The organism is Kribbella aluminosa (genome assembly GCF_017876295.1).
GTDB classification, from domain to species: domain Bacteria; phylum Actinomycetota; class Actinomycetes; order Propionibacteriales; family Kribbellaceae; genus Kribbella; species Kribbella aluminosa.
This window is the reverse complement of the sequence record NZ_JAGINT010000002.1, coordinates 119,188-143,770: the sequence shown is the minus strand read 5'-3', so window position 1 is coordinate 143,770 and position 24,583 is coordinate 119,188. Positions and strand designations below refer to the sequence as shown.

General features: G+C 69.5%; 27 protein-coding genes. 19 read left to right on the top strand and 8 right to left on the bottom strand.

Annotated features, from left to right (window positions below; genetic code table 11):
• From JOF29_RS21955 to JOF29_RS21940, 4 genes are read left to right on the top strand one after another with little or no spacing between them, the layout of a single operon-like run.
• On the top strand, positions 1-891 hold the full coding sequence (locus JOF29_RS21955) for an ABC transporter ATP-binding protein (protein ID WP_209696370.1): 891 nt from the start codon (positions 1-3) through the stop codon (positions 889-891).
• 17 nt (positions 892-908) lie between these two features.
• Positions 909-1,925: an ABC transporter substrate-binding protein gene (locus tag JOF29_RS21950; protein ID WP_209696369.1), complete on the top strand. Its 1,017-nt coding sequence runs from the start codon at positions 909-911 to the stop codon at positions 1,923-1,925.
• Positions 1,922-2,908, top strand: a complete 987-nt coding sequence (locus tag JOF29_RS21945; protein WP_307863592.1) for a FecCD family ABC transporter permease — start codon at positions 1,922-1,924, stop codon at positions 2,906-2,908. Before JOF29_RS21950 ends, JOF29_RS21945 begins: the two co-directional genes overlap by 4 nt.
• Positions 2,905-3,948, top strand: a complete 1,044-nt coding sequence (locus tag JOF29_RS21940) for a FecCD family ABC transporter permease (RefSeq protein WP_209696368.1) — start codon at positions 2,905-2,907, stop codon at positions 3,946-3,948. Before JOF29_RS21945 ends, JOF29_RS21940 begins: the two co-directional genes overlap by 4 nt.
• A 160-nt stretch (positions 3,949-4,108) precedes the next feature.
• On the opposite strand, the gene JOF29_RS44665 is transcribed toward JOF29_RS21940, so the two are convergent.
• Together JOF29_RS44665 and JOF29_RS21930 are read right to left on the bottom strand one after the other, a co-directional pair.
• Positions 4,109-5,320, bottom strand: a complete 1,212-nt coding sequence (locus tag JOF29_RS44665; protein WP_307863591.1) for a glycosyltransferase — start codon at positions 5,318-5,320, stop codon at positions 4,109-4,111.
• A gap of 320 nt (positions 5,321-5,640) precedes the next feature.
• Complete coding sequence (locus tag JOF29_RS21930) at positions 5,641-6,012, bottom strand: FKBP-type peptidyl-prolyl cis-trans isomerase (RefSeq protein ID WP_209696367.1); 372 nt, start codon at positions 6,010-6,012, stop codon at positions 5,641-5,643.
• Between the two features lie 129 nt (positions 6,013-6,141).
• Here JOF29_RS21930 and JOF29_RS21925 point away from each other — a divergent pair, with 129 nt between their 5' ends.
• From JOF29_RS21925 to JOF29_RS21865, 13 genes are all read left to right on the top strand, one after another.
• On the top strand, positions 6,142-7,002 hold the full coding sequence (locus tag JOF29_RS21925; protein WP_209696366.1) for an alpha/beta fold hydrolase: 861 nt from the start codon (positions 6,142-6,144) through the stop codon (positions 7,000-7,002).
• Between the two features lie 20 nt (positions 7,003-7,022).
• Positions 7,023-7,712 carry a hypothetical protein gene (locus JOF29_RS21920; protein WP_307863590.1) on the top strand — a complete coding sequence of 230 codons (690 nt, stop codon included), beginning with the start codon at positions 7,023-7,025 and terminating at the stop codon, positions 7,710-7,712.
• Between the two features lie 12 nt (positions 7,713-7,724).
• Positions 7,725-8,720, top strand: coding sequence for an SEC-C domain-containing protein (locus tag JOF29_RS21915; RefSeq protein ID WP_209696364.1), 996 nt, complete (start codon positions 7,725-7,727; stop codon positions 8,718-8,720).
• A 166-nt stretch (positions 8,721-8,886) separates the two neighbouring features.
• The gene (gene purD, locus JOF29_RS21910) at positions 8,887-10,164 is read left to right on the top strand and encodes a phosphoribosylamine--glycine ligase (protein WP_209696363.1); all 1,278 of its coding nucleotides are present in this window, start codon (positions 8,887-8,889) and stop codon (positions 10,162-10,164) included.
• A 117-nt stretch (positions 10,165-10,281) separates the two neighbouring features.
• Positions 10,282-10,770 carry a SigE family RNA polymerase sigma factor gene (locus JOF29_RS21905; RefSeq protein WP_209696362.1) on the top strand — a complete coding sequence of 163 codons (489 nt, stop codon included), beginning with the start codon at positions 10,282-10,284 and terminating at the stop codon, positions 10,768-10,770.
• Positions 10,763-11,371 carry a hypothetical protein gene (locus JOF29_RS21900; RefSeq protein ID WP_209696361.1) on the top strand — a complete coding sequence of 203 codons (609 nt, stop codon included), beginning with the start codon at positions 10,763-10,765 and terminating at the stop codon, positions 11,369-11,371. Before JOF29_RS21905 ends, JOF29_RS21900 begins: the two co-directional genes overlap by 8 nt.
• 24 nt (positions 11,372-11,395) lie before the next feature.
• The gene (purB, locus tag JOF29_RS21895; protein WP_372446338.1) at positions 11,396-12,823 is read left to right on the top strand and encodes an adenylosuccinate lyase; all 1,428 of its coding nucleotides are present in this window, start codon (positions 11,396-11,398) and stop codon (positions 12,821-12,823) included.
• Positions 12,824-12,826: 3 nt separating this feature from the next.
• Positions 12,827-13,183 carry a hypothetical protein gene (locus JOF29_RS21890; protein ID WP_209696359.1) on the top strand — a complete coding sequence of 119 codons (357 nt, stop codon included), beginning with the start codon at positions 12,827-12,829 and terminating at the stop codon, positions 13,181-13,183.
• 1 nt (position 13,184) lies between these two features.
• Positions 13,185-13,577, top strand: coding sequence for a hypothetical protein (locus JOF29_RS21885; protein WP_209696358.1), 393 nt, complete (start codon positions 13,185-13,187; stop codon positions 13,575-13,577).
• 63 nt (positions 13,578-13,640) lie between these two features.
• Complete coding sequence (locus JOF29_RS21880) at positions 13,641-14,873, top strand: bifunctional glycosyltransferase family 2/GtrA family protein (RefSeq protein ID WP_209696357.1); 1,233 nt, start codon at positions 13,641-13,643, stop codon at positions 14,871-14,873.
• Entirely contained in the window at positions 14,873-16,954 is a 2,082-nt protein-coding gene (locus JOF29_RS21875; protein ID WP_209696356.1) for a glycosyltransferase family 39 protein, read from the top strand. The genes JOF29_RS21880 and JOF29_RS21875 overlap by 1 nt, the downstream gene beginning before the upstream one ends.
• Positions 16,955-17,208: 254 nt before the next feature.
• Positions 17,209-17,553, top strand: coding sequence for a hypothetical protein (locus JOF29_RS21870; protein WP_209696355.1), 345 nt, complete (start codon positions 17,209-17,211; stop codon positions 17,551-17,553).
• Positions 17,554-17,736: 183 nt separating this feature from the next.
• A complete protein-coding gene (locus JOF29_RS21865; protein WP_209696354.1) occupies positions 17,737-18,171 on the top strand; it encodes a hypothetical protein in 435 nt (144 codons plus the stop codon).
• On the opposite strand, the gene JOF29_RS45475 is transcribed toward JOF29_RS21865, so the two are convergent.
• A complete protein-coding gene (locus JOF29_RS45475; protein ID WP_209696353.1) occupies positions 18,155-18,739 on the bottom strand; it encodes a TetR/AcrR family transcriptional regulator in 585 nt (194 codons plus the stop codon). The two genes, JOF29_RS21865 and JOF29_RS45475, sit on opposite strands and share 17 nt — an antisense overlap.
• Before the next feature lie 53 nt (positions 18,740-18,792).
• Between JOF29_RS45475 and JOF29_RS21855 the strand changes: the two genes are divergently transcribed.
• Positions 18,793-19,884 (top strand): FAD-dependent monooxygenase, encoded by a 1,092-nt coding sequence (locus tag JOF29_RS21855; protein WP_209696352.1) that lies wholly within the window; start codon positions 18,793-18,795, stop codon positions 19,882-19,884.
• A 135-nt stretch (positions 19,885-20,019) separates the two neighbouring features.
• Complete coding sequence (locus tag JOF29_RS21850; protein WP_209696351.1) at positions 20,020-20,889, top strand: phosphoribosylaminoimidazolesuccinocarboxamide synthase; 870 nt, start codon at positions 20,020-20,022, stop codon at positions 20,887-20,889.
• Here JOF29_RS21850 and JOF29_RS21845 read toward each other — a convergent pair.
• The 5 genes from JOF29_RS21845 to JOF29_RS21825 all read right to left on the bottom strand — a co-directional run bounded on the left by JOF29_RS21845 (position 20,886) and on the right by JOF29_RS21825 (position 24,582).
• The gene (locus JOF29_RS21845; protein ID WP_209696350.1) at positions 20,886-21,377 is read right to left on the bottom strand and encodes a hypothetical protein; all 492 of its coding nucleotides are present in this window, start codon (positions 21,375-21,377) and stop codon (positions 20,886-20,888) included. The genes JOF29_RS21850 and JOF29_RS21845 overlap by 4 nt on opposite strands.
• Before the next feature lie 79 nt (positions 21,378-21,456).
• Positions 21,457-22,077 carry a CDP-alcohol phosphatidyltransferase family protein gene (locus JOF29_RS21840; RefSeq protein WP_209696349.1) on the bottom strand — a complete coding sequence of 207 codons (621 nt, stop codon included), beginning with the start codon at positions 22,075-22,077 and terminating at the stop codon, positions 21,457-21,459.
• The gene (locus JOF29_RS21835) at positions 22,077-23,393 is read right to left on the bottom strand and encodes a hypothetical protein (RefSeq protein ID WP_209696348.1); all 1,317 of its coding nucleotides are present in this window, start codon (positions 23,391-23,393) and stop codon (positions 22,077-22,079) included. The genes JOF29_RS21840 and JOF29_RS21835 overlap by 1 nt, the downstream gene beginning before the upstream one ends.
• A complete protein-coding gene (locus JOF29_RS21830; protein WP_209696347.1) occupies positions 23,393-24,064 on the bottom strand; it encodes an ABC transporter ATP-binding protein in 672 nt (223 codons plus the stop codon). The genes JOF29_RS21835 and JOF29_RS21830 overlap by 1 nt, the downstream gene beginning before the upstream one ends.
• Positions 24,064-24,582 (bottom strand): PadR family transcriptional regulator, encoded by a 519-nt coding sequence (locus JOF29_RS21825; RefSeq protein ID WP_209696346.1) that lies wholly within the window; start codon positions 24,580-24,582, stop codon positions 24,064-24,066. Before JOF29_RS21825 ends, JOF29_RS21830 begins: the two co-directional genes overlap by 1 nt.
• Position 24,583: the final 1 nt, after the last annotated feature.

The following is a 24,583-nucleotide window of genomic DNA, read 5'->3' as shown; positions in this document are numbered from 1 at the left end:
ATGGAGGAGAAGTCCGTGGAACACAGCCTGGCCGCCGACGGCCTTGCGGTCGGATACGACCAGCGGGAGATCATCCACGACCTGTCGGTGCGGATCCCGACCGGGAAGATCACGGTCATCGTCGGCGCCAACGCGTGCGGCAAGTCGACGCTGCTGAAGACGCTGGCGCGGTTGCTGAAGCCGTCGCGCGGTTCAGTACTGCTGGACGGGAAGAGCATCCAGCAGATCCCGACGCGTGCGGTGGCGACCAAGCTCGGGCTGCTGCCGCAGTCGCCGACCGCGCCGGAGGGGATCACGGTCGCCGACCTGGTCGGTCGCGGGCGGTACCCGCGGACGCGGTGGATCCGGCAGTGGTCCCGCGCCGACGACGAGGCGGTCGCGGCCGCGATGACCGCGACCGACGTGCTGTCGATCGCGGACCGGCCGATCGACGAGCTGTCCGGCGGTCAGCGGCAGCGGGTGTGGATCGCGATGGCGCTCGCGCAGGAGACCGGCATCCTGCTGCTGGACGAGCCGACCACGTTCCTGGACCTGACGCATCAGTTCGACGTACTGGATCTGCTCGTCGACCTGAACAAGTCCGACGACCGGACGATCGTGCTGGTGCTGCACGACCTCAACCAGGCATGCCGGTTCGGCGACCACCTGATCGCGATGAAGGACGGCGCGATCGTTGCCGAGGGCAACCCGTCGGAGGTGATCACCGAGGAGGTCGTCCAGGACGTGTTCGGCCTGGCCGTCAAGGTGGTCCCCGACCCTGTCGCCGGTACGCCGATGGTGGTCCCGATCGGCCGCCACACGACCCGCCAGGACACCGTCAAGGGCACTGCCGCACAGGCGCTGGCCGCATCCGCGGCGGCGAACGGCGTCTGCCGCCCCACCGAACGATGACCTCTCGTGGAGTTGCCGTGAAGGCTGTGGTTTGTCTGGTTCTCGTCGGCGGGTTGCTGGCCGGATGTTCGTCGGCCTCCGGCGAGACTCGCAATCCCGTGATGGGTGCGTCCAAGGGATCCGACAGCGGGCCGACCGCCGCGCCCAGTGCGCTGGCGGACGGCATGGGGTCCGAGGTCGCGCAGGACGGCGTGTTCCCGCGGACCGTCAAGCACTTCAAGGGCAATACGACGATCAAGGCCGCGCCGGCCCGGGTCGCCGTACTGAGCACCGGCCAGCTCGACGACCTGCTGTCGCTGGGCATCGTCCCGACCGCGACTACCCGCGCCACCAACGCCGGGCTGACCCCGACGTACCTGATCACCGCCTTCCCGCAGTACAAGGCGAAGCTCGCCGCGATGACCGACGCCGGCACGCGGCAGGCGCCCAACCTGGAGACGCTGGCCAGGGCCAAGCCCGACCTGATCCTCGTGAACAACTCGCTCGGCGACCTCTACCCGAAGCTGGCGAAGATCGCGCCGACCGTGGTGACGGCCGGCAACGGCATCAATTGGAAGCGCGACCTGCTGCTCGTCGGCGCCGCGGTCGGCAAGGGGCAGGCGGCGCAGCGACTGGTCGACGGGATCGCCGCCGACGCCGCCACGCGGGGCAAGGGCCTGAGCGGTACGACGGTGTCGATGGTGCGGTTCACGCCCGACCGGACCCGGATGTTCGGCGTCTCGTCGTTCACCGGGTCGATCGCCGTCGACATGGGGCTCGGGCGCCCCGAGTCGCAGCGGTTCCGGGCGATCTCGGAAGATGTCGGGTCGGAGAGCATCGACATCGCGGACGGCGACTGGATCTTCTACTCGGTGCAAGGTGACCCGGGGAAGACCGAAGCGGCGAGCGTTCTTGCCGGTCCGTTGTGGCAGTCGCTGAAGGCGGTCAAGGCCGGCCACGCGATCAAGGTCGACGACGACCCCTGGTATCTGAACGCAGGCCCGGCCGCCGCGCGTCTCGTCGTACAGCAGCTCGCCGAGCACCTCGGCGCGTGAGGTCCCGCGCCTGGCTGGTGGCCGCGCTCGCGCTGGTAGCCGCAGTCGCAGTACTCAGCCTGGCTGTCGGGACCCGCGCGGTGCCGCTGCCTGCTGTCATCGACGCTCTGTTCCACGGCGGGGACACCCGGGACGCGTTGGTCGTCAGGACGTTGCGGCTACCGCGGACAGAGGTCGGGCTGACAGCTGGCGCCGCCCTGGGGCTGGCTGGAGCAGTACTGCAGGCGGTGACACGTAATCCGCTCGCCGATCCCGGCATCCTCGGGCTGAGCCAGGGTGCGGCCGCGGGGGTGGTGTTCGCGATCGCGTTCGGGCTGGCGAGTGGCTTCAGCGGCTACGTATGGTTCGCCTTCGCCGGCGCTGTCGTCGCTGCCTGCCTGGTGTACGCGATCTCGTTACGCGGCCGAGGCGGCGCTTCGCCGGTGAAGCTCGCTCTTGCCGGTACGGCGTTGTCAGCGATGGCGGCCGGGGCGACGACCGTCGTACTGACATCCAGCTCCGCCACTCTCGACCAGTTCCGCTTCTGGCAGGTGGGGTCGTTGAGCGGGCGCGACACCGGGACCGTGGTGCGGATGCTGCCGTTCCTGGTGGTGGGAGCGGTGCTGGTGCTGGTATGCGCGCCCGGCCTCGACGCTCTCGAACTGGGCGACGACACTGCGCGGGCGCTCGGCCACCGGGTGCAGCTGGTACGAGGGTGTGCTGCACTCGGGGCGACGCTGCTGACGGCTGCCGCGGTGGCTGCGGCCGGGCCGATCGCTTTCGTCGGGCTCGCCGTACCTCACCTGGCCCGGCGTCTCGTGCCGAGCGGCCATCGTCGGGTGCTCCCGCTGTCGGCACTGCTCGGTGCTGCTCTCTTACCGGTCGCTGATGTCGCTGGGCGGGTCGTGCGGGCTCCGGCAGAAGTCCCGGCGGGTGTTATGACCGCTCTGGTCGGAGTACCGGTGTTGGTGTTCCTCGTACGCCGGAAGGTGGCCGGCGCGTGACCGGTCTACCTGCTGGGACCGTCGTACTCCGGCCGCGGCCACAGCTCTCGCTCCTGCTGCATCGGCGGTCGGCTGTTGTTGCTGGTGTTCTTGTCCTGCTGCTGCTGGCCGTCATGGCTGTTGCGGCCTGTGTCGGTCAGACGGTCCTCACACCTGGTGAGGTGTGGCGGACCATCCGCAGCGGCAGCGGGCAGTACGACCTCGTCGTCAACCAGTTGCGGGTCCCGCGGGTCGTTCTTGGTGCGCTGGTCGGCGGGGCGCTTGGTGTTGCCGGTGCACTGATCCAGACGGTGACCCGCAACCCGCTGGCCAGCCCGGACGTGATCGGCGTCGGCCACGGCGCGGCCGCCGCGACCGTGCTCGCACTTACCGCCGGCGCGGCCTCGTCCCCGGCAGCGTTGCCGTTCGTTTCGGTCGCGGGCGGTCTGGTGGCAGCGACCATCGTGTACCTGCTCGCTTGGCGGCGCGGGATGCACGCCAACCGGTTCGTGCTGATCGGAGTAGGCATTGGCGTCGCACTGTCGGCCGTGGTGCAGCTCTACCTCGCTGACAGCCAACTGGAGGCTGCTGAGCAGCTCAAGCTCTGGCTGACCGGAAGTCTCAACGGCCGCGGCTGGGAGCAGGCTGTACCGCTAGCAGTCGTGCTGGTGCTCTGTTTACCTGCACTGATCTGGGCAGGCCGGGCAGTGCGTCCGCTAGGACTCGACGACGACACGGCAGCAGGCCTGGGCGTCCGCGTGCAGCGCAACCGGCTCGCCGTGACCGTACTCGGAGTAGTCCTCGCAGCGACCGCCACAGGCGCCGCTGGGCCGATCGGGTTCATCGCCCTGACCGCTCCACAGCTCGCTCGCCGCGTCACCCGTACGCCGCAGCTCCCGCTGCTCGGATCCGCGCTGACGGGGGCCGTCGTACTCGTGGCCGCCGACCTGGCTGCCCGGACGGTGCTGCCACCGGTGGAGATCCCGGTGGGCGCGCTGACCGCGCTCGTCGGTGCGCCCTACTTGCTGTGGTTGCTGGGGCGGGCAAACGAACGTCCCTGAAACGTCACGGAATGGTCGGTGGCGGCGGTTATGGTGGCGGGCATGTTGTCAGCGCTCGGGTATCACCGGTCCGTCCTGGCGGTTGTCCGCGGGGTCGACGAGCGTGCGTGGACGGTGTTGCGCGGTGGCCCGCCGTCGTCTCACATCTGCTCGACGCGCTTCATCGCCCGGTCGACTGAGCGTTGTCGATCAGGAGCTTGGCGGCCACCGTCGCGCCGTCGGTCCTGATCGTCCCGCCCACCTCGCGGGCTCGCGCTTTCGCTGCGAATGCAGTGCCGAGCGCAGCCGACAGCGAGTCGACGGTCGGTGCCTGGTTTGCGGCGCCGATACCCAGCGCGGCAACGCGGGACGCCCAGTACGGCTGGTCGGCGATCAGCGGTACGACGACCTGCGGTACGCCGGCCCGCGCGGCTGTGGTCGTCGTACCGGCGCCGCCATGGTGCACGACCGCCGCCACCTGCGGGAACAGCGCCTGCTGGTTGACCTCGCCGACAACGAAGCAGTCCGTGCCGTCTTCCGCTTCGAGCTCGGCCCAGCCGCGACTGAGCAGCACACGGCGCCCGTGTGCCCGGGAAGCCTCGATTGCCGTCCGGGCGATGTCCTTCGGCGCGTACGCGGCCATGCTGCCGAAGCCTACGTACACCGGCGGCTCACCGGCGTCCAGGAACGCTTGCAGGTCGTCCGGGAGCGGACGGTTGTCGGGCAGGATCCAGGCACCGGTCTGTACGACCTCGAGGTCCGTCATGCCCGTCGACGGGCACAGCGTCGGGTCCGCGGCGAGCCAGGGGTGTTCGGTGAATACGTAGTCCCGGACGTTCTCGACCGGCGGCAGCCCGATCGCGGCGCGCTGGCTGTTGAGGGCCGGGCCGTACAGCTCGTTCACACGTCGAGCGTCGTACTCCCACTGCACGCGCCGATCGGTCACACCTTCCGGTGTCGGCGTACCAGGTCGTGCTCCCGGCGCGAAGTGCTGCGAGGGGATCCCGCCCAGGTGAAACCCCGCGAGGACGTAGCCGATACCGAACTTGTCGGCGACGTCCCGCGCACCGGCCGGCATCAGACCGGTCGCCACGATCGCGTCACAGCCGGGCGCGAGCCGCCCGAGCGTCTCGAACCGCGCTGCGACCAGCCGCGGTGCCAACTCGAACGCTGGATGCCCTCCTGACGTCGATTTCGGCGCTGTGACCACCGAGCGCACGGAGGGACCGAGCGGTTCCATCGGTACGCCGGCCCGCGCCAGCAGGTCTTCGAAGTCGCCCTCCGGCGGTGCACAGACTGTTGCCTCAGCCCCCAATTCCTGCAGCGCCACCGCCAGCCCCGCCAACGGCTCCACGTCCCCACGCGATCCCCAGCTCGCCAAGACAAAACGCACGTGACCAATCCTCTCGCCAGCCGACCAACACCCAATTCTGCGAGACGAACCGGGGCTTGCGGCAAGTCCCCAAGCCCGCTATACGTTGGAAGTAGAGGGGGTCGACGCGGGCAGTACGCGGCGTACGGGGTCTCGCGGCCATGGCAGCCTGCGTCAGCAGATCCGCAGCCCACGGAAACGCGCGCTTGCCGCGCACCCACCAGTCCAGCGGCAGCACCGTCCCGCTGATCGGGTAGGCGACCAGCCGGGCGGTCGACATCTACCGGACATGAATCAGCCGGCGGTGACCTTGGTGGTCACCGCCGGCTGTCTGCGTTGGTTCAGCTGACGCTGATCAGGTCCACGACGAAGATCAGGGTCTCGCCGGGCTTGATCGCGCTGCCCGCGCCGCGGTCGCCGTAACCCAGGTGCGGCGGGATGACCAGCTTGCGCCGGCCGCCGACCTTCATGCCCTGGACACCGGTGTCCCAGCCCTGGATGACCTGGCCGATGCCGAGCTGGAACGCCAGCGGGGCGCCGCGGTTGTACGACGCGTCGAACTCCTCGCCGGTGGAGTGCGCGACGCCCACGTAGTGCACGTTCACCCGGGATCCGGCCTTGGCCTCGGCGCCGGCACCCTCGGTGATGTCGGTGATCTCCAGATCCGCCGGCGGCGGCCCGTCCGGAAAGTCGATCTCTGGCTTCTCAGTCATGTCTTTAGCTAAGCAGAAAGTGCGTGGAAAGTTCCGATCGGGTTCCTGTTGAGGGTGATCGGGACGGTCTAGGCTCTCGAACACGAGGTCGACCAATGGGGGTGGGCCGAAGCTGCTAGGAGTATGGCGATGCCGGAGCCCGTGACCCAGACACTCGACGTACCGGGAGCGACGCTGACGTACGACGTCCGCGGTGACCTCGCCAACCGCCCGGTGCTGCTGATCATCGGCTCGCCGATGGGTGCGAGCGGATTCCCGACGCTGGCCTCGCACTTCGAGGACCGGACCGTCGTCACGTACGACCCGCGCGGCGTCGAGCGGAGCGTCCGCAACGGCGAGCTGACCGAGCTCTCACCCGAGCAGCATGCCGCCGATCTCGCAGCGCTGATCGACCACCTGGACGTCGGCCCGGTCGATCTGTTCGCCAGCAGCGGCGGTGCCGTGAACGCACTGGCCCTGACCGCCGCACGTCCCGACCTGATCCGGCTGGTGGTCCCGCACGAGCCGCCGCTCGCCGGGATCCTCCCGGACCACGAGGCCGCGACCGCCGCGGTCGAGGACATGTACGAGACGTACCAGCGCGACGGCATGGGCCCCGGGATGGCGAAGTTCATCACTCTGGTGTCGTACGACGGAGAGATCCCGGCCGACTACACCCAGCAGCCCGCGCCGGACCCGGCGATGTTCGGCCTGCCGACCGAGGACGACGGGAAGCGCGACGACGCGCTGCTCGGGCAGAACCTCCGCGGCTGCACGTCGTACCAGCCGGACTTCGACGCATTGGCGAAGGCGAAGGACCGGATTGTCATCGGGATCGGCGAGGAGTCCGCGAACCAGCTGGCCGCGCGCGGCGGCAAGGCGGTGGCGGAACGTCTCGGCCTGACCCCGGAGGTGTTCCCGAGCGGCCACGGCGGTTTCCTCGGCAACGAATACGGCCAGCCCGGCAAGCCGGTCGAGTTCGCCGCCAAGCTGCGCGAGGTGCTTGGGTAAGCTAGCTCTCTGTGATCAGAGTGCTTGCTTTAGTGATCGGCCTGGTGTCGGCCGCCGGGGCACCAGCTCCGGCCGCCGACACGTACGAGCAGTACTCGCTGATGTTCGAGAAGTCCGCCGGCCAGTACTTCGCCGGCGGCACCGCGGCCGGCCAATGGGCCTGGACCCCACTGTCCGCCACCGAGTCCGACATCTCCTGGGGTGACCCGAAAGCCTGGCCCCCGAAGTCCGCCGAACACTTCATCCACGACGGCGACTGGGTCCTCCTCGACGGCTACAACGACGGCGCCGGCCGCCCGCTCACCCAAATCCAACGCGTCACCACCGAAACCCAAGGCGACGCCAACTGCACCAGCATGCAGCCCATCCCACCCGCCGACGGCCGCCAGCACTACGTGAAATGGACCATCCCCACAACCGGCTACTGCCTGGACGCGACCGGCACCATCAAGCCCCCCAACAACTCCACCACAGTCCACTTCCGCCACCTCCAGAAGTGGCTCCCACCCCACCCTTGCTCCAACCCGTACTTCTCGAACCAAACCTGCATCACCCAGTACGAACAATGGTGGGACGACAACCAACACCCGTATTCCCTCCAACTGACCCGCACCCTCGAACTGGCCCGAGGCCTGGGCATGTCGTTCACCAACCGCACCACAGTCCCCCTGACCTGGAACGCCGATGCTCGCTACTACTGGCACTACTGATTGAGTGTGCGTATGAGTGCACTGCTGTCGACGGAAGACATCGATCGCATCGCGGAGGAGGCGATCGACAGCGAGACGCCGGGCACGTTGGCGGCTTCCTTGGTCGATGCCGTGGAGCACGGCAGGGTGGCTGACGAGGCCGACATCGGCTATGCCCTGACCGTCGCGGCTGAGATCACCAGTGGCACCGGCGACGCGGAGACCTCGATCGCGCTTGCGGAGCGTGCAATCGAGGCCTACGAGCGGTCCGAAGGCACGTTCGTGTGCTACCCGGCGGCAGTTCGTGCTGACGCGCTGTTCCTGGCCGGGCGTGGTGAGGATGCGATGACGCAGCTCACGGCTCTGCGTGAACGATTGGCCGAGGATTCCGATGCCGCGATGCTCGTGGGCGACGTGCTGGTATCCAATGGGTTGGCGGAAATCGCTGAGGAATGGCTGACCGAGGCCCTGGACGAGGTTCTCCGGCGTCACGGCGAACTCGAGTCCAGTCCCTCGGACCCGACCTACGACGACGTCGCGATGGTGGCCTTCGAACTCCTTCAGGCCCGGCATGGCGTGCGGCACGAGCTGGGGCTTCCGCACGATGACCACGACGAGCTTGCGGACGAGCTGCTGGAGAATCTGGAGGACTCGCTCGACCACGGCCCTGCGTTGCTGTTCCTGCCACGGCATGAGTACGAAGAAGCTCTCCGTCGCTGGCCAGAACTGGCTGTCGACCAGGGCGCGACCTGGGACGAGCATCGAGCAGCCACGGAGCGGGAACTCCGGCTGCGCGCAGAGTACGGGGCAGTTCGTTTGGCTGTGGTTCCCGGCTCGGCCGACGGACTTGCGGAGTTCGCCACGGTGGACGGGAGCGAGCACATTGGCAGCGACGCAGTCCAGGCTTACGGCGACAACCTTGTGGGGTCGGGCATCACTGAGGTCAGCTGGCCACCCCGGCGGAACGACCCTTGCTGGTGCGGATCGGCGAGCAAGTACAAGAAGTGCTGCCTCCCACGCTCCCAGTGATACGCCGTGTCTGGCGCGTTGCCGATTCTGTGCAGAAGGGCTTCAGGCCATTGGGCGAGCGCCCGCGTGAGCCTTCACGCGCGAGCGCCAGCGAGCAACTCGTCGGGGGACTGATCAGCCGTCCTCTGACTGAGCAGTCCCGACGGACACGCTAGGCTGAGCGCCCGTGAAGGTTTTGGTTGTCGGGTCTGGTGGGCGTGAGCATGCTCTGGCCTGGGCGTTGGCTCAGGATGCGGAGGTTGCGCAGGTAGTGGCCGCTCCGGGGAATCCGGGGATTGCTGCGCTGCGGCCGGTGTACGACGGGCAGACGGTCGGGTGCCGGGCCGTGGACGTCGAGGACCACGACGCGGTGGTCGCGCTGGCTCGTGAGCTGGAGGCCGACCTGGTCGTCGTGGGGCCTGAGGCGCCGCTGGTGGCGGGGCTTGCGGATCCGTTGCGGGATGCGGGGATCGCGGTGTTCGGGCCGTCCCGGGAGGCCGCGCAGATCGAGGGGTCGAAGGCGTTCGCGAAGGACGTGATGGCGTGCGCGAGCGTGCCGACCGGGCGAGCGTACGTGTGCACCACGCCCGAGGAGGCCGCGACCGCGATCGACGCCTTCGGGCCGCCGTACGTCGTGAAGGACGACGGGCTCGCCGCGGGCAAGGGTGTCGTCGTGACGTCGGACCGCGAGGAAGCACTCCAGCATGCGGCGGATTGCGACCAGGTGCTGATCGAGGAGTACCTCGACGGTCCGGAGGTGTCGCTGTTCGCGATCACCGACGGTACGACCGTGCTGCCGATGCAGCCGGCGCAGGACTTCAAGCGGCTCGGCGACAACGACGAAGGCCCGAACACCGGCGGCATGGGCGCATACACACCGTTGCCGTGGGCACCGGACGACCTGGTCGCCGAGATCACCGAGAAGGTGCTGCAGCCGACGATCGACGAGCTCCGGCACCGCGGTACGCCGTTCAGCGGCCTGCTGTACGCCGGTCTCGCGCTGACGTCGCGCGGTGTCCGGGTGATCGAGTTCAACTGCCGCTTCGGGGACCCGGAGACGCAGGCGCTGCTGCCGATGCTGAAGACCCCGCTCGGCGGCCTGCTGTACGCCGCCGCGACCGACAAGCTCGCCGACCAGGGTGACCTGAGCTGGCGGAACGCGTCGTCGGTGGCCGTCGTGGTGGCCGCGAAGAAGTACCCGGCCAGCCCGCGCAAGGGCGACCCGATCGCGGGGATCGACCAGGCCGAGAACGACGACGTCCGGGTCTTCCACGCCGGTACAGCAATGCAGGACGACGAACTGGTCACGTCCGGCGGCCGGGTGCTCGCGGTGAGCGCGGTCGGCAAGGACCTCGCCGAGGCCCGGCAGCGCGCGTACGCCGCGGTCGGTCAGATCCGGATCAAGGGCTCCCAGCATCGCACCGACATCGCCCTCAAGGCCGAACGCGGCGAGATCACCGTCTGAACCGCGCGGATCCGACGGTACGTCCGAAGAACCGAGGGCTCGAGACCACAGTTCTTCGGACGCAAGGGATTTCAGATTCGATGGAACCGGATCGGTGGGTCGGGGGTGTAGGTGGGTATGGAGACCGAGGGGCTGCGGGAGTTCTACAGCGCCCACCAGCCGCGGCTGGTGGGTGTCGTCTCGCTGCTGACCGGGTCGCGCGCCGAGGCCGAGGACGTCGTGCAAGAGGCGTTCGTCCGGTTGGTGCCCCGCTGGGAGAAGGTGTCGCGGTACGACTCTCCGGAGGCCTGGGTGCGGCTGGTCGCGATGCGGCTGGCGGCGAACAAGCACCGGGACGGCAACCGGGTCAGTCAGCTGTTCCACCGGCTGCCCGCGGAGCACGTCCCGGACCATGCCGACGGATATTCGGGCGACCTCGAGCAGGCTCTCGCCGGCCTGCCGATGCCGACCCGTCAGGTCGTCGTCCTCCATTACGTCTGCGACCTGAGCGTGGCTCAGGTGGCGGACATGCTCGGGATCGCGGAAGGCACGGTCAAGTCGCGCCTCTCCCGCGCCCGGGACGCCCTGTCCGAATCTTTGCTGTTGAGGAGTGACGACCATGCCTGAGCTGCAGGAAGACCTGCAGGCGCTGGCCGACCGCCGCGCCGCCGAGTCCACCGGGGACTTCGAGTCGGTCCTGGTCTCGGCCCGGACCCGCAAGCGCCGCCGGACCGCCGGCCTGACTGTGATCGGAGCAGCCGCGGTGGTCGCGGCAGTTGCCATCATCCCTACGCTCCGCCCGGCTTCTAACAACGCACCGGTGGCCGGTAGCCCGGTTCCGACCAACGCGGTCGTGCCGCCGAAGGTCGAGTCGCACCCGACCGCGCAGCAGCTGCCGAAGATCGTCGGCCCGCTGGCGATGCGCACGACGACGGTGGCGGCCGGCGCCCAGTTCGTGGCGGGGCTTCCCGACAAGGTGGCCCGCGGCGCCGCGTTCTCGCTGTCCTCGGTCTCGCAGCCGGACAAGTCGCTGTACACGCTGGTGGCCAAGGTCGGTTCGGCCGCGCCGTACGCGATCCCGATGACCGGTGAGATGGGCGTCGCGATGCCGTCGTACTCCGGCACCGGCCCGTTCACGCTGGCCCTGCCGAAGGACCTGCCGGCCGGCTCGTACCAGGTCTGCACGCTGTCGGGTGCCCGGCTCTGCAGTCTGGTGACCGTCAAGTAGTCGCCGTCTGGGAGAATGGGGTTCGTGACCAAACCCCGGATCCCCAACGTTCTCGCCGCGCGCTACGCCAGTGTCTCGATGGCGGAGCTGTGGTCGCCGGAGCACAAGATCGTGCTCGAGCGGAAGCTCTGGGTCGCCGTACTGAAGGCCCAGAGCGCGCTCGGCGTGCCGGTTCCGGACGGCGTGGTCGAGGACTACGAGCGGGTGATCGACCAGGTCGACCTGGCCTCGATCGCCGAGCGTGAGCGGGTCACGCGGCACGACGTGAAGGCGCGGATCGAGGAGTTCAGCGCGCTCGCCGGGCACGAGCACATCCACAAGGGGATGACGAGCCGTGACCTGACCGAGAACGTGGAGCAGCTGCAGATCCGCGCCGGCCTCGAGCTGGTGCGGGACCGCGCGGTGGCCACCGTCGTACGGCTCGGTCAGCTGGCCGCGGACCATGCGTCGCTGGTGCTGACCGGGCGATCGCACAACGTGGCCGCGCAGGCGACCACGCTGGGCAAGCGGTTCGCGTCCGCCGCGGACGAGCTGCTGGTCGCGATCGCGCGGATCGAGGAGCTGATCGAGCGGTACCCGCTGCGTGGCGTCAAGGGCCCGGTGGGTACGTCGCAGGACATGCTGGACCTGTTCGGCGGGGACGCGGAGAAGCTCGCCACGCTGGAGACCACGATCGCCCAGCACCTCGGGTTCAGCCACACGCTGACCAGCGTCGGACAGGTGTACCCGCGGTCCCTCGACTACGAGGTCGTGTCCGCGCTGGTGCAGCTGGCCGCGGGGCCGTCGAGCCTGGCGACCACGATCCGGCTGATGGCCGGGCACGAGCTGGTCACCGAAGGGTTCAAGGAGGGCCAGGTCGGGTCCTCGGCGATGCCGCACAAGATGAACACCCGGTCCTGTGAGCGGGTCAACGGCCTGACGGTCATCCTCCGCGGGTACGCCTCGATGACGGGCGAGCTGGCCGGCAACCAGTGGAACGAGGGCGACGTCTTCTGTTCCGTCGTACGGCGGGTCGCGCTGCCGGACGCGTTCTTCGCGCTGGACGGGCTGTTCGAGACGTTCCTGACCGTGCTCGACGAGTTCGGGGTGTACCCGGCGGTCGTCGCGCGCGAGCTGGAGCGGTACCTGCCGTTCCTGACCACCACCAAGGTGCTGATGGCCGCGGTGAAGAACGGTGTCGGCCGGGAGACCGCGCACGAGGTGATCAAGGAGCACGCGGTCGCCACCGCGCTCGACCTCCGCAAGGGCCTCGCCGCGAACGACCTCTTCCACCGCCTCGGCACCGACGGCCGCCTCGGCCTCACGGAGGAGCAGATCGTGGGCATCGTCGGCGAGCCGCTGTCCTTCACCGGCGCGGCCGTCGCCCAGGTCGGCGCGGTGGTCGCCCAGATCGACGAGCTCGCCAAGCGCCACCCGGAGGCAGCCGCCTACACCCCGGGTGACATCCTCTAATCCGTGTTCGCACCGCTCACCTGGATTCTCGTCGCCTTGTCGCTGGCAGCGATGGTGTACGCCGTCGTGCTGGCCGCGCGGAACAAGCGGATCGACTGGCCGGTGCTTGGGGTTCTCGGCGTCGTCGAGGTCGGGCTGCTCGCGCAGCTGGTCGTCGGGATCGTGCAGTTCAGCGGTACCCATCGCGACGTGTCCGGGCCGTTCTTCATCGGGTACCTGATCGGGTCGCTGCTCATCCTGCCGATCGGCGCGTTCTGGGCGCTGGCCGAGAGCAGCCGCTGGGGCGCCGGTGCGCTGGCGATCGCCTGCGTCGTCATACCGATCCTCGAGCTCCGGCTGCACGACGTGTGGACGGCCTGAGATGAGCGATCCGGCGGCCACCAGGCACGGGCCCGGGCGGATCCTGATCGCGGTGTACGGCATCTTCGCGCTGGCCGCGACCGCGCGGGCCGGCGTACAGATCGCGACCAAGTTCGGCGACGCCCCGATCGCGTACCTGTTGTCGGCCGTTGCCGCGGTCATCTACTGCGCGGCGACGTTCGCGCTGGCCAAGGCGACGACGGTGTCCCGCAAGGTCGCGACGGCGGCGATCGCGGTCGAGCTCGTCGGGGTGGTCGGGGTCGGCGCGTTCAGCTGCGCCGTACCGGACGACTTCCCGGACGCGACTGTGTGGTCGCACTTCGGTCAGGGGTACGGGTTCGTGCCGCTGGTGCTGCCCGTGCTCGGCCTGCTCTGGCTTCGTCGCACCCGGTAACTGCCAGGAAACTGCCAGCCACACGCAGGGGCTGGCTCAGGTTCACCGGACAGCATCGGTGACATGGAGATTCCAGGTCAGCCTCGGGTCGAGATCGTCGTACCCGTCAAGAACGAGGAAAACGACCTCGGCCCGAACATCAGGCGGCTCCGTGAGTTCCTCGACACCGCCTTCCCGTTTCCGGCCGAGGTCTGCATCGCGGACAACGGAAGTACGGACGCGACATATGAGATCGGCATGCTGCTCGCGAGCGAACTGCCCGGCGTCCGGGTCGTCCGGCTCGAGCAGTCCGGGCGCGGCCGCGCGCTGAAACAGGTCTGGTCCGCGAGCACCGCCGAGGTGCTCGCGTACATGGACGTCGACCTGTCCACCAACCTGAACGCCCTGCTGCCGCTGGTCGCGCCGCTGCTCGCCGGGCACAGTGACGTTGCCATCGGCACCCGGTTGGCGAAGAGCTCCCGGGTGGTCCGGCGGCCGAAGCGGGAGTTCATCTCGCGCTCGTACAACCTGTTGCTGCGGGCAACGCTCAGCGCGCACTTCTCGGACGCGCAATGCGGCTTCAAGGCGATCCGCGCCGACGTCGCGCGGGAGCTGTTGCCGCTGGTCCAGGACACCAGCTGGTTCTTCGACACCGAGCTGCTGGTGCTGGCCGAGAAGGCCGGGCTGCGGATCCACGAAGTACCGGTGGACTGGATCGACGACCTGGACTCCCGGGTGGCGATCGCGAAGACGGTGGGCGAGGACCTGCGGGGGATCGCCCGGCTGACGCGTGATGTGGGGCGGGGTCGTGTCGACCTGGAGCCGGTCCGGCAGAAGTACGGGCGGCCGCGCATCCTCGATCCGCGGACGGCGTTCGCGGCCCGGGTGCTGCGGTTCTGCGCGATCGGCGTACTGAGCACCGCGGCGTACGCGCTGATCTACCTGATCCTGCGGCAGGGCATGCCGGCCCAGGTGGCGAACCTGCTGTCGCTGCTGATCACCGCGATCGGCAACACCACGCTGAACCGGCGGATCACCTTCGGGGTCCGCGGCGTCGAAGGCCGGTGGCGGCATCAGCTGCGCGGCCTGGTGGCGTTCGGGATCGGCTGGAGCCTGACCGCGGCGTCGTTGTGGCTGTTGCACACCGCGGTCACCACGCCGCACCAGACGGTGGAGATCACCGTGCTGACCCTCGCGAACCTGGCCGCGACCGTGGTCCGGTTCAGCCTCTTCCAGACGTGGGTGTTCGACGACGACGCGCCTACTTTGCCCGCCCTCGAACCCCAACCGGTTCTCAACCAAACCCGGAGCAATTGATGACCACGCTGACTGACCCCGTCGAGGCGACGCGGCCGCGCGCGATCAGTACGCAGTACACCCTGAGCCGCGACAAGATCCTGTACGGCGGCCTGCTGGCGCTGACGGCGATCGCGTACCTGTGGGGTCTGTCCAAGAACGGCTACGCGAACGAGTACTACGCGGCCGCCGTGCAGGCCGGGTCGAAGAGCTGGAAGGCGTGGTTCTTCGGGTCGCTCGACTCCTCGAGCTTCATCACCGTCGACAAGACGCCGGGCTCGCTGTGGGTGATGGGGCTGTCCGGGCGGATCTTCGGCTTCAACAGCTGGAGCATGCTGGTGCCCCAGGCGCTGATGGGCGTCGCGAGTGTCGGGTTCGTGTACGTGTCGGTCCGGCGCTGGTTCTCCGCGAACGCCGGCCTGCTCGCCGGGGCGATCCTCGCGCTGACGCCGGTCGCGGTGCTGATGTTCCGGTTCAACAACCCGGACGCGCTGCTGATCCTGCTGCTCTGCGCCGGTGCGTGGGCGGTGACGCGGGCGATCGACTCGACCAAGCACGCGGCGCGCTGGATGATGCTGGCCGGTGCGCTGGTCGGGTTCGGGTTCCTGACCAAGATGCTGCAGGCGTTCCTGATCCTGCCGGCGTTTGGTCTCGCGTACCTGCTGGCCGGCAAGCCCGCGCTGGGCAAGCGGCTCCTGCATCTCGTGCTGGCGACCGTGTCGTTGATCGTCAGCGCCGGGTGGTGGGTCGCTGTCGTCGAGCTGCTGCCGGCGTCGGCGCGGCCGTACATCGGGGGGTCGTCGACGAACAGCATTCTCGAGCTGACACTCGGGTACAACGGTCTCGGCCGGTTGAGCGGCAACGAGACCGGGTCCGTCGGCGGTGGCGTCGGCAACCCCGGCTGGGGCGGCGCGACCGGCGTACAGCGGTTGTTCGGTGGTGAGTTCGCGTCGCAGATCGCCTGGCTGCTGCCGGCGGCGCTGATCGCGACCGTCGTACTGATCGTTGCCGCGGGCAAGGCTCCGCGGACCGACCGGAAGCGGGCGTTCGCGGTGCTGTGGGGCGGGTGGCTGGTTGTCACCGGGCTGGTGTTCAGCTACATGCAGGGCATCATCCACAGTTACTACATGATCGCGCTGGCGCCGGCGATCGGGGCGGTGATCGCGGCCGCGATGTCGGTGCTCTGGAAGCGCCGCGCCGAATGGTTGCCGCGGGTAACGCTCGCTGGTGGGATCCTGCTGACGGCCGGGTGGAGCTTCGCGCTGCTGAAGCAGACGCCGTCGTGGCAGCCGTGGTTGCGCTGGACGGTGCTGTTCGCCGGCGTACTCGCGGCCGGGCTGTTGATGCTGCTGCCGGAGTTGAAGTTGCACCGTACGGCGGCTCGGCGGGCCGGGATGTTCACGGCGGCGGTGCTCGCCGTGAGTGCGCTGGCCGGGCCGACGGCGTACTCGCTGTCGACGATCAGCTCGGCGCACACCGGGGCACTGCCGTCCGCGGGGCCGGCGGGCGGCGGGATGGGTGGATTCCGGGGTGGATTCGGTGGCCGGATGGGCGGCGGGATGCCGCCCGGTCAGACTGGTACGACGCAGCCCGGCACCGGTACGACGCAGCCCGGGACGGGTACGACGCAGCCCGGGACAGGTACGACGCAGCCCGGCACCGGTAGGACGCAGCCCGGGACCGGGACTGGCGGGCGCGGCGGGATGGGTGGATTCCTTGGCGGTGGCGGGACCAGTGGGGTGTCGAGTGAGCTGGTGACGCTGCTGCAGCAGGGCGCGAAGGGGTTCACGTGGGCCGCCGCGGCGGTGACCGCGAACGGTGCCGCGCCGGTGCAGATCGCGTCCGGCGAGCCGATCATGGCGATCGGCGGGTTCAACGGGACCGACCCGGCGCCATCACTGTCCGAGTTCAAGGAACTGGTTGCCCAGGGCAAGATCCATTACTTCATCGGCAGCGGTGGCGGCTTCGGTGGCGGATTCGGCGGGCGCGGTGGAAGTGACGGTACGTCGAGCCAGATCGCCAGCTGGGTGAGCCAGAACTTCAAGTCCCAGACCGTCGGCAGCACCACCGTCTACGACCTCTCCACCGGAACAGGAGCATGAATATGAAGCAGTCCCCAGAAGCCCAATTCCAGGCAGCCAGAACACCCCAGCCACCCACGGCCCACCCAGCCGCAGCACCCCAACCAGGCACGGCCCAGCACCCGAGCGCAGCACCCCAGCCAGGCGCGGGCCAGCAGCTGGGCGCCGGGCAGCAGGCCGGGGTGCCTGAGGAGGTGGCTGGGCGGAAGCGGCCGAGCAACTTGATGCTGGCTGGGGCTGGGTCGGTTCTTGCGGTGTTGGCGTTCCTGGGTGGCATGGCTGTCGGGCACTCGTGGGGCGGGAGCAGTAACCAGCAGGGCCAGCTCGGTGGGGCTGGTGGTGGTCGCGGAGGTTTCCCAGGCAACGGCCAGGGCTTCGGAAATGGCAACGGCACCCGCCAGAACGGCACCGGCCAGAACGGCACCGGCCAGAACGGCACCGGCCAGAACGGGACCGGCCAGAACGGGACCGGCCAGAACGGGACCGGCCAGAACGGGACCGGGCAGGGGAACGGGACCGGGCAGGGGAACGGGACCGGGCAGGGGAACGGGAGCGGGCAAGGGACGGTGCCGGGGAACGGAACTCAGCAAGGCACCCAAGGTCAGACGCAGACGAACTGAACTCTCGCCCGAACCAGACCAGCCCGGCGCGCCACGAGCGGACACTCGGCCCGCCGGGTGTCCCGTCGTGCGGCAACTTTGTGTACCCACCAACCGTTCCGGGCGCTGAATCCTGGTTGGTGGGTTCTCAAAGTTGAGCGGGAGAGGGGTGGGGGGAGGGTTCGTCGGGGGGCTGGGTGGGGTATGGATCGGGTCGTGGAATGGTCGAACGTCACCTGGTTCCTGACCGCGCTCGGGGCGGTCGTCGTACTGATCACGCGCGTCCGGCTCGGCGGGACTGTTGTCGACGGCACCGGTCACGGTGCCGGGCGGCACGGGTATTCGGCCATCCTGCTGCGGCTGCACACGATCGTCGGCGTCGTCACGCTGGTCGGCTGGGTCGTTGCCCTGGTCATCGGTCGACGGGAGATCGCGCTGGCGATGCTGGCCGGCTGGTGGTTGCTGACCGTCGTCGGACTGTTGCTGCTGACCCGCTGGTTGCCGAGCGGCGGCAAGCACTCCGAGGACACGCAGAGTGATTCCTGGGGTTCCGGTGCGGGACTGTCCGTGCTCGGCCACGTCGGCATGCTGCTCGGCGTCTGCTACTTCACGTTCGTAGCCGTCACGGACCGTCTCTGAGTCCGGCGAGCAGCGCCGTCACGGACCGTCGTACGGCGTCCTCGAACGCCGCCGGCGTCAGCGTCGCCCCGGTTCCCGCGACCCGGTCGTACATCAACCCGTCGAGCATCGCGGCGACCGGCCACGCCGCCCCTTCCGGATCGGGTACGCCGAGCCCGTCGAGCAACTGCGCCAGCATCGACCGCAGCTGCCGCCCGCCCTCGTCGATCGCGGCCCGCAGTTCCGGCTGACGGCTCGCCTCCAGCGACAGCTCGTACCGCGCGACCAGATCGTCCGGCCGGTTCTGTGCGAGCCCGGCTGTCATCGCGACCATCAGCTCGACCGGATCCGCTCCGGGCGGCGGCATCCCGGTGACGTCCCGCGCGAGCATCCGCCGTACGCAGGCGGTCAGCAGCGCGTTCCGGGTCCGCAGGTAGTACGACGTGGACCCCGGCGGCAGCCCCGCCTCGGTGTCCACGGCCCGATGCGTGAGCCCGCGCAGCCCCCGGGTGGCGACCAGATGAATCGCGGCGTCCGCGATCGCATCCTGCCGATCCGCCCCCCGTAGCGCTGTCCGAGGCCCTGTCACGCCGGACAGTCTCGCACTTCCCAGCCGGACTCTACAGATGTAGAGTCCGGGGCATGAGTACGGCGATCGTGGTCGGAGCGGGTATCGGAGGGGTCACCGCTGCCGTCGCGCTGCAACGGTGCGGGTGGCAGGTCACGGTGCTGGAACGCGCTCCGGAGCTGGGTGAGGTGGGAGCCGGGATCTCGGTCTGGCCGTCGGCGGTCGCCGTGCTCGAGGAGCTCGGGGTGAAGGGTGTCGAGAAGGCGTCGGTGCCGTCCAGGCCGGCCGGGATGCGCAAGCCCGACGGCCGCTGGGTGGTGAGCGCCGCCGAGCTGGGCGTGGAGATCCCGGTGATGATCCACCGCGCGCAGCTGCACGACCTGATCACGGCCGAGTTCGACCGCCCGGTCCATACCAAACCATTTGGTATGGACGTGGGCGCGGTGACCGTGCGGACGGGGTACGACGTGACGGCGGTCGAGCAGGATGCCGAGGGGGTCACGGTCAACGGCGAGCTGCGGGCGGAGCTCCTGGTCGCCGCGGACGGGATCCGCAGCGTGGTACGCGGCGCCCTGTACCCGCAGTACGTCGGACCTCGGTACTCCGGTTTCACGGCGTACCGCGGGATCGCGGACGTCGAACTCCACGACGGCGTCGGGGAGACCTGGGGCCGTGGGCAACTGTTCGGGTTCGCGCGGCTGATCGACGGGCGGTTCTACTGGTACGGGACCGCGAACCAGCCGGCCGGGACGACGAGCGAGCCGACCGTGTTCGAGGGCTGGCACGACCCGATCCCGCGGCTGATCGCCGGCAGCGAGAAGATCCTGCAGAACGACATCTACGACCTGACGCTGCCGCTGGTGCCGTTCGCGCAGGGCCGGGTGGTGCTGCTCGGCGACGCGGCGCACGCGATGACGCCGAACCTCGGCCGCGGCGCCTGCTCCGCGATCGAGGACGCCGGCGCGCTGGGCCGGCACCTCAGCAGCGCCAACCTGCACAAAGCATTGACGGCGTACGACGCCGAACGCCGCCCCGCCACGACCAAGCTGGTGAAACGCTCCCGCGCCCTCGGCCGCTTCGCCCAGACCGAGAACCCGCTCGTCTGCACGCTCCGCGAGGCCGCCTTCACCCTCGGCGGGAAGCTCCTCGCGCTCCGGAAGCACTAGGAGCGGACCTGCAACACTCACCAACTCTCCGAGACGGCGAGGGTGCCCGCTCAGCTGCCGCCCGCGGCGCGGTTTGAGCGGAGGTTGGTCAGTGCTGCACGTCCGCACTTCGGGGCCGGATGGAACAATCCCCGTGTGACCACACCTCCACAGGCCCCTGAGATTCCTGGTGCGAAGCACATCCACTCCGGCAAGGTCCGCGATCTGTACGAGCTGGAGTCCGGCGACCTGCTGATGGTGGCGAGCGACCGGATGAGTGCGTTCGACTGGATCCTGGAGACGCCGATCCCGGACAAGGGCAAGGTGCTCACCGCGATGAGCCTGTGGTGGTTCGAGCAGCTCGACGTGCCGAACCACATCGTCTCCACCGACGTACCGGCCGAGGTCGCCGGTCGCGCCGTGGTGTGCGAGAAGCTCGCGATGTTCCCGGTGGAGTGCGTGGCCCGCGGGTACCTGAGCGGGTCCGGCCTGGTGGACTACAACGCGACCGGCGCGGTCTGCGGGATCCCGCTGCCGAGCGGCCTGGTCGAGGGCTCCCGCCTGGATACCCCGATCTTCACGCCGGCCACCAAGGCCGAGCTCGGCGAGCACGACGAGAACGTCTCGTACGACGTGGTCGTCCAGACCGTCGGCGCGGACGTGGCGGAAGCGCTCCGGAGCACCACCCTGGACGTCTACACGAGGGCCCGCGCGATGGCCGAGGAGCGTGGGATCCTCTTGGCCGACACGAAGTTCGAGTACGGCGCCCGCGCGGACGGCACGATCGTGCTGGCCGACGAGGTGCTGACGCCGGACTCGAGCCGGTTCTGGCCGGCCGGCCAGTGGGCGCCGGGTAAGCAGCAGCCGTCGTACGACAAGCAGATCGTGCGGGACTGGTTGCAGTTCGAGTCCGGCTGGGACCGCACCTCCGGCGAGGCCCCGCCGCCGCTGTCCGACGAGGTGATCGAGCGGACGAGGTCGGCGTACATCGGCGCCTACGAGCAGCTCACCGGGCGGAAGTTCTAGAACATACTCACGCCGAGCGCGAGCAGCACGAAGCGGGCGCCGCGGCCGAGTAGTACGGAGGCGGCGAAGACCACGGTCCGCATCCGGGAGGCGCCGCCGATCAGCGCCACGCCGTACAGCGGGGGGACGCCGACGAAAGCGCTCAGCAGGGTGACCGGGACACCCCAGCGGCTGTCGCTCATCGCGTCCAGGAGCCGCTTGCTGAGGTCGCGGTTCCACTGCACGAAACGGCCCCAGCGGGTGTCGAGGTTGACCGGCTTGGGCTCCTTCCTGGTCTTGCGGGCGGCGTACCCGGGCCGGTGCCGGACGGCGAGGAACATCGCGACCTTGCCGATGGTCTGGCCGATCGTGACCCCGACCGCGGCGACCACCGGGTTCAGGGCGTGGGTGGCGCCGAGCGCGAGGACGTACGCCTCCGCGTTCATGAACGGTACGACGGCGGACCCGATCCCGAAGCCCACCGCGAGTACCAGTTGCCAGGCCCACATACCTCCGAGGCTAAGCGTCATCCCGGCCGTAGCCACGGAACTCAGGCCCCCTTCCAGGGGTGGACCAGGGTCCACCCCGTCATCGTGCCTCGCCCGGGGCGGCCTCCCGGCGGCCGCAGAGAATCGTGATCAGGCGGTACGACGAGACGACCTTCACCACCAGCGCCCCGACCGCGATCGTGTACGGCAGCCACTGCGCACCGGTCTGGCCGGCCACGATCAGCGAGATCACCACGGCCCCGGTGTTCATCGCCTTGGCGGGCTTGGACCAGTTCCACAGGAAGATCGGCCTGTCGACCTTGTAGAAGTAGTTCGGGCTGAGCATCCACGGCCAGAGCAGGAACGAGAACGTCAGCATCGTGTCCAGTACGCCGAACTGGACCAGGTAGATCGCCAGCGGCCCGATGGTCGCCGGGTACGTCGCCATGAACGCCGCCGCGAGCAGGAACGAGCACGCCCGGTCGCAGACGATGTCGAACACCGCGCCGGACAGCGACTCCTCGTTCCGCCGGCGAGCCACCCAGCCGTCGAGGCTGTCGCCGAACCAGTACGAGAAGTACCCGACCACCAGCCAGGTCAGGTCGCCGGTACGGAACGCGTAGGTGGCGACCGCCATCGCGATCATGGTCCGGACCAGCGTGATCCGGTTCGGTACACCGAGCAGCAACGCCGGGCGGACTGCCAGTGGGATTGTGCTCATCAGGCCGCCCTCAGGTTCTCGGGATCGAGTGCGTCCCGGAGTTGGTTGCGAAGCAGGAAACCGGCGACCGTGCCGCCGAGCTGGCCGAACAGCCAGCCGGCGGCGGCCAGGAACACCGCAAGGATCACTACGACCGGGTCGAACGCGCCGCCGGCGACGCGGTCGGAGCCGATCAGGGTGCCGATCAGCAGGCCGACCGCGAGCGCCGGCGCGGCGACGGCGGTCAGTTGCCGGCGGACGACGACGCGCAGGAACGGCAGGTCCACGCCGAGCGCGGTCAGGCTGGCGAACTGCCGCCGCTGGTCGACCAGTTGGTCCGCGACGCCGACGAACAGCGCGGCCATCGCGGTCAGTACGACGATCAGCAGGCCGACGATCGCGAGCCCGAAGCCGGTGGTGTAGAACGTCCCGCTGCCCGCCGCCGTGTCCTGGTCACCGAGCACGCTCTCGATCCCGCTCGCCAGGTTGCCGATCAGGAACCCGCAACCGCCCAGCAGCACGCTCATCCGGGATGAGGGCCGTCCGTCGGCGAGCAGACGCACACCGGCGAGGAGGTCCGCCGGGTCACCCGAGCGCCGCATCCGCCGCCCCAGCCAGCCGATCCAGACCGTCGACGAGCCGAGGAAGAACAGCGCCGCACCGGCCAGCACGACCGTGGATCCGCCGTACCCCAGGTATTGCGCGGAGAACAGCCCGAGCAGGAGTAGTACAGGGCCGGCGATGAGGCCCGTACGGCGGTGTGTGACGGGTTGTGGCTCGTGAGCCGACCCGTCGCGGTGCAGCAGGCTGCCGATGACAGCACCGCCCGCCGTGGTCAGCGCGATGACCGGGAGCCACAAGACCGCGTCCAGCACCTCAGCGCCAGGTAGGACTCGGGCCATCCGCGGTAGGGCACCGAAGAGCAGGCTGAGCAGCAGGTACGTCGGTCCTGCGATCAGGCCGCCCGCCAGACCTGCCATGGCCGCGTCGGCCACGGTGAGCTGTCGTAGCTGCGTCCGTGAAGCTCCCGCGAGCCGGAGCGCGGACAGCCGCCGTTCGCGCGCCGCAGTACCCAGCCGCAACGCCTGGACCGCCAGGCCACCGGTCAGGACAGCCAGGATGACGAGGATCGCTATCAGACCGGACCGGAGCCCAGGCTCTGCGATGTAGTTGCTGTAGATCCCTTCGCTCAGCGGGTCCTTGCCAAGACGGGTGATGCGCAGTGCACCGAGCAGGACTGCCCCGCTGAGTGCCAGGGCCGCAGTGGCGAGCTGGACCCGGCCGCGGTCGGCGGGGGTCCGTGAGCGAGCCAGCTGGACAAGGGTCTCGAGCGTCATCAGAGCGCGACCTCATGCTGGATCAGCCCGTCCCGCAGCCTGATCTCACGGTCGGCCGACGCAGCCACGAGGTTGTCGTGCGTCACCATCAGCAACGCGGCCCCGCGATACCGGGCAGCCTTCAGCAGTACGTCGAGGAGCGCCTGACCGGCGCGGCTGTCCAGGCTGCCCGTTGGCTCGTCTGCGAGTACGACGGAGGGCCCCGTGATCAGGGCGCGCGCTACGGCAGCACGTTGGGTCTGGCCACCGGACACCTCGGCCGGTACGGCGTCAGCGTCGTCTGCGATGCCCACCTGCTCCAACCAGTTCATCGCGGACACACGTGCCTCACCACGTTCATGTCCCCCCAGCAGTAGCGGCAGCGCCACGTTGTCGACGAGCGGCAGGTCGGGTACGAGTTGTCCGAACTGCAGCACTATGCCGATCTTCGTACGCCGGAGGGCCGCGCGATCCGCTTCCGCCAGCTCAGCCAGGTCCTGACCGTCGACCTGGACGGCGCCCACGTCGGGTGTCAGGATGCCCGCCGCGCAGTGCAGGAGGGTGGACTTGCCACAGCCGCTGGCGCCGGTCACCGCCACGACCTCTCCCGGTTCGAGCTGCAGGCTGACGCCGCGGAGCGCAGCGTTGCGACGGTACGAGTACTCGACCTTGTCCAGTTCCAACGCGTTCATCAGCGAGTCCCCCTCTGCTCGGCGATGCGGTCCAGCGCGCTGTCCAGCCAGCGCAGGTCGGCGTCCAGGTGGGCCACGATGTACTCCCGGACCAGTGGTGAGGTCGGGTCGTCGTCGGCCGGGGTCTCACGCAGCTCCCGGATCCGGCGCAGATGGCTGGCGCGCTGCCGGGCCAGGAACCCCGCCGCGTCGCCGCCGGTACGGATCGCGGCCACGAGCTTCCGCAGTACCTCGTCGGCGCTGCCCCAGGCCGGTGGGACCGGGTCGTTCAGCCAGTCCGTGAGGTGGTCGCGGCCCTTCGCGGTGAGCGCGTAGACGGTCCGGTCCGGGCCGCCGCCGGAGGTCTTGTCGACGACCTCGACCAGCCCGTCCCGCTCCAGCCGGCCGAGCGTCGTGTACACCTGGCCGAACGCCAGCGGGCGGCTGTCCGGGAACCAGGCGTCGTGGCCGCGCTTCACGTCGTACCCGTGCGCCGGCCCGGCCGACAGCAGCCCCAGGACGAGCTCCGCAGTGGCCATG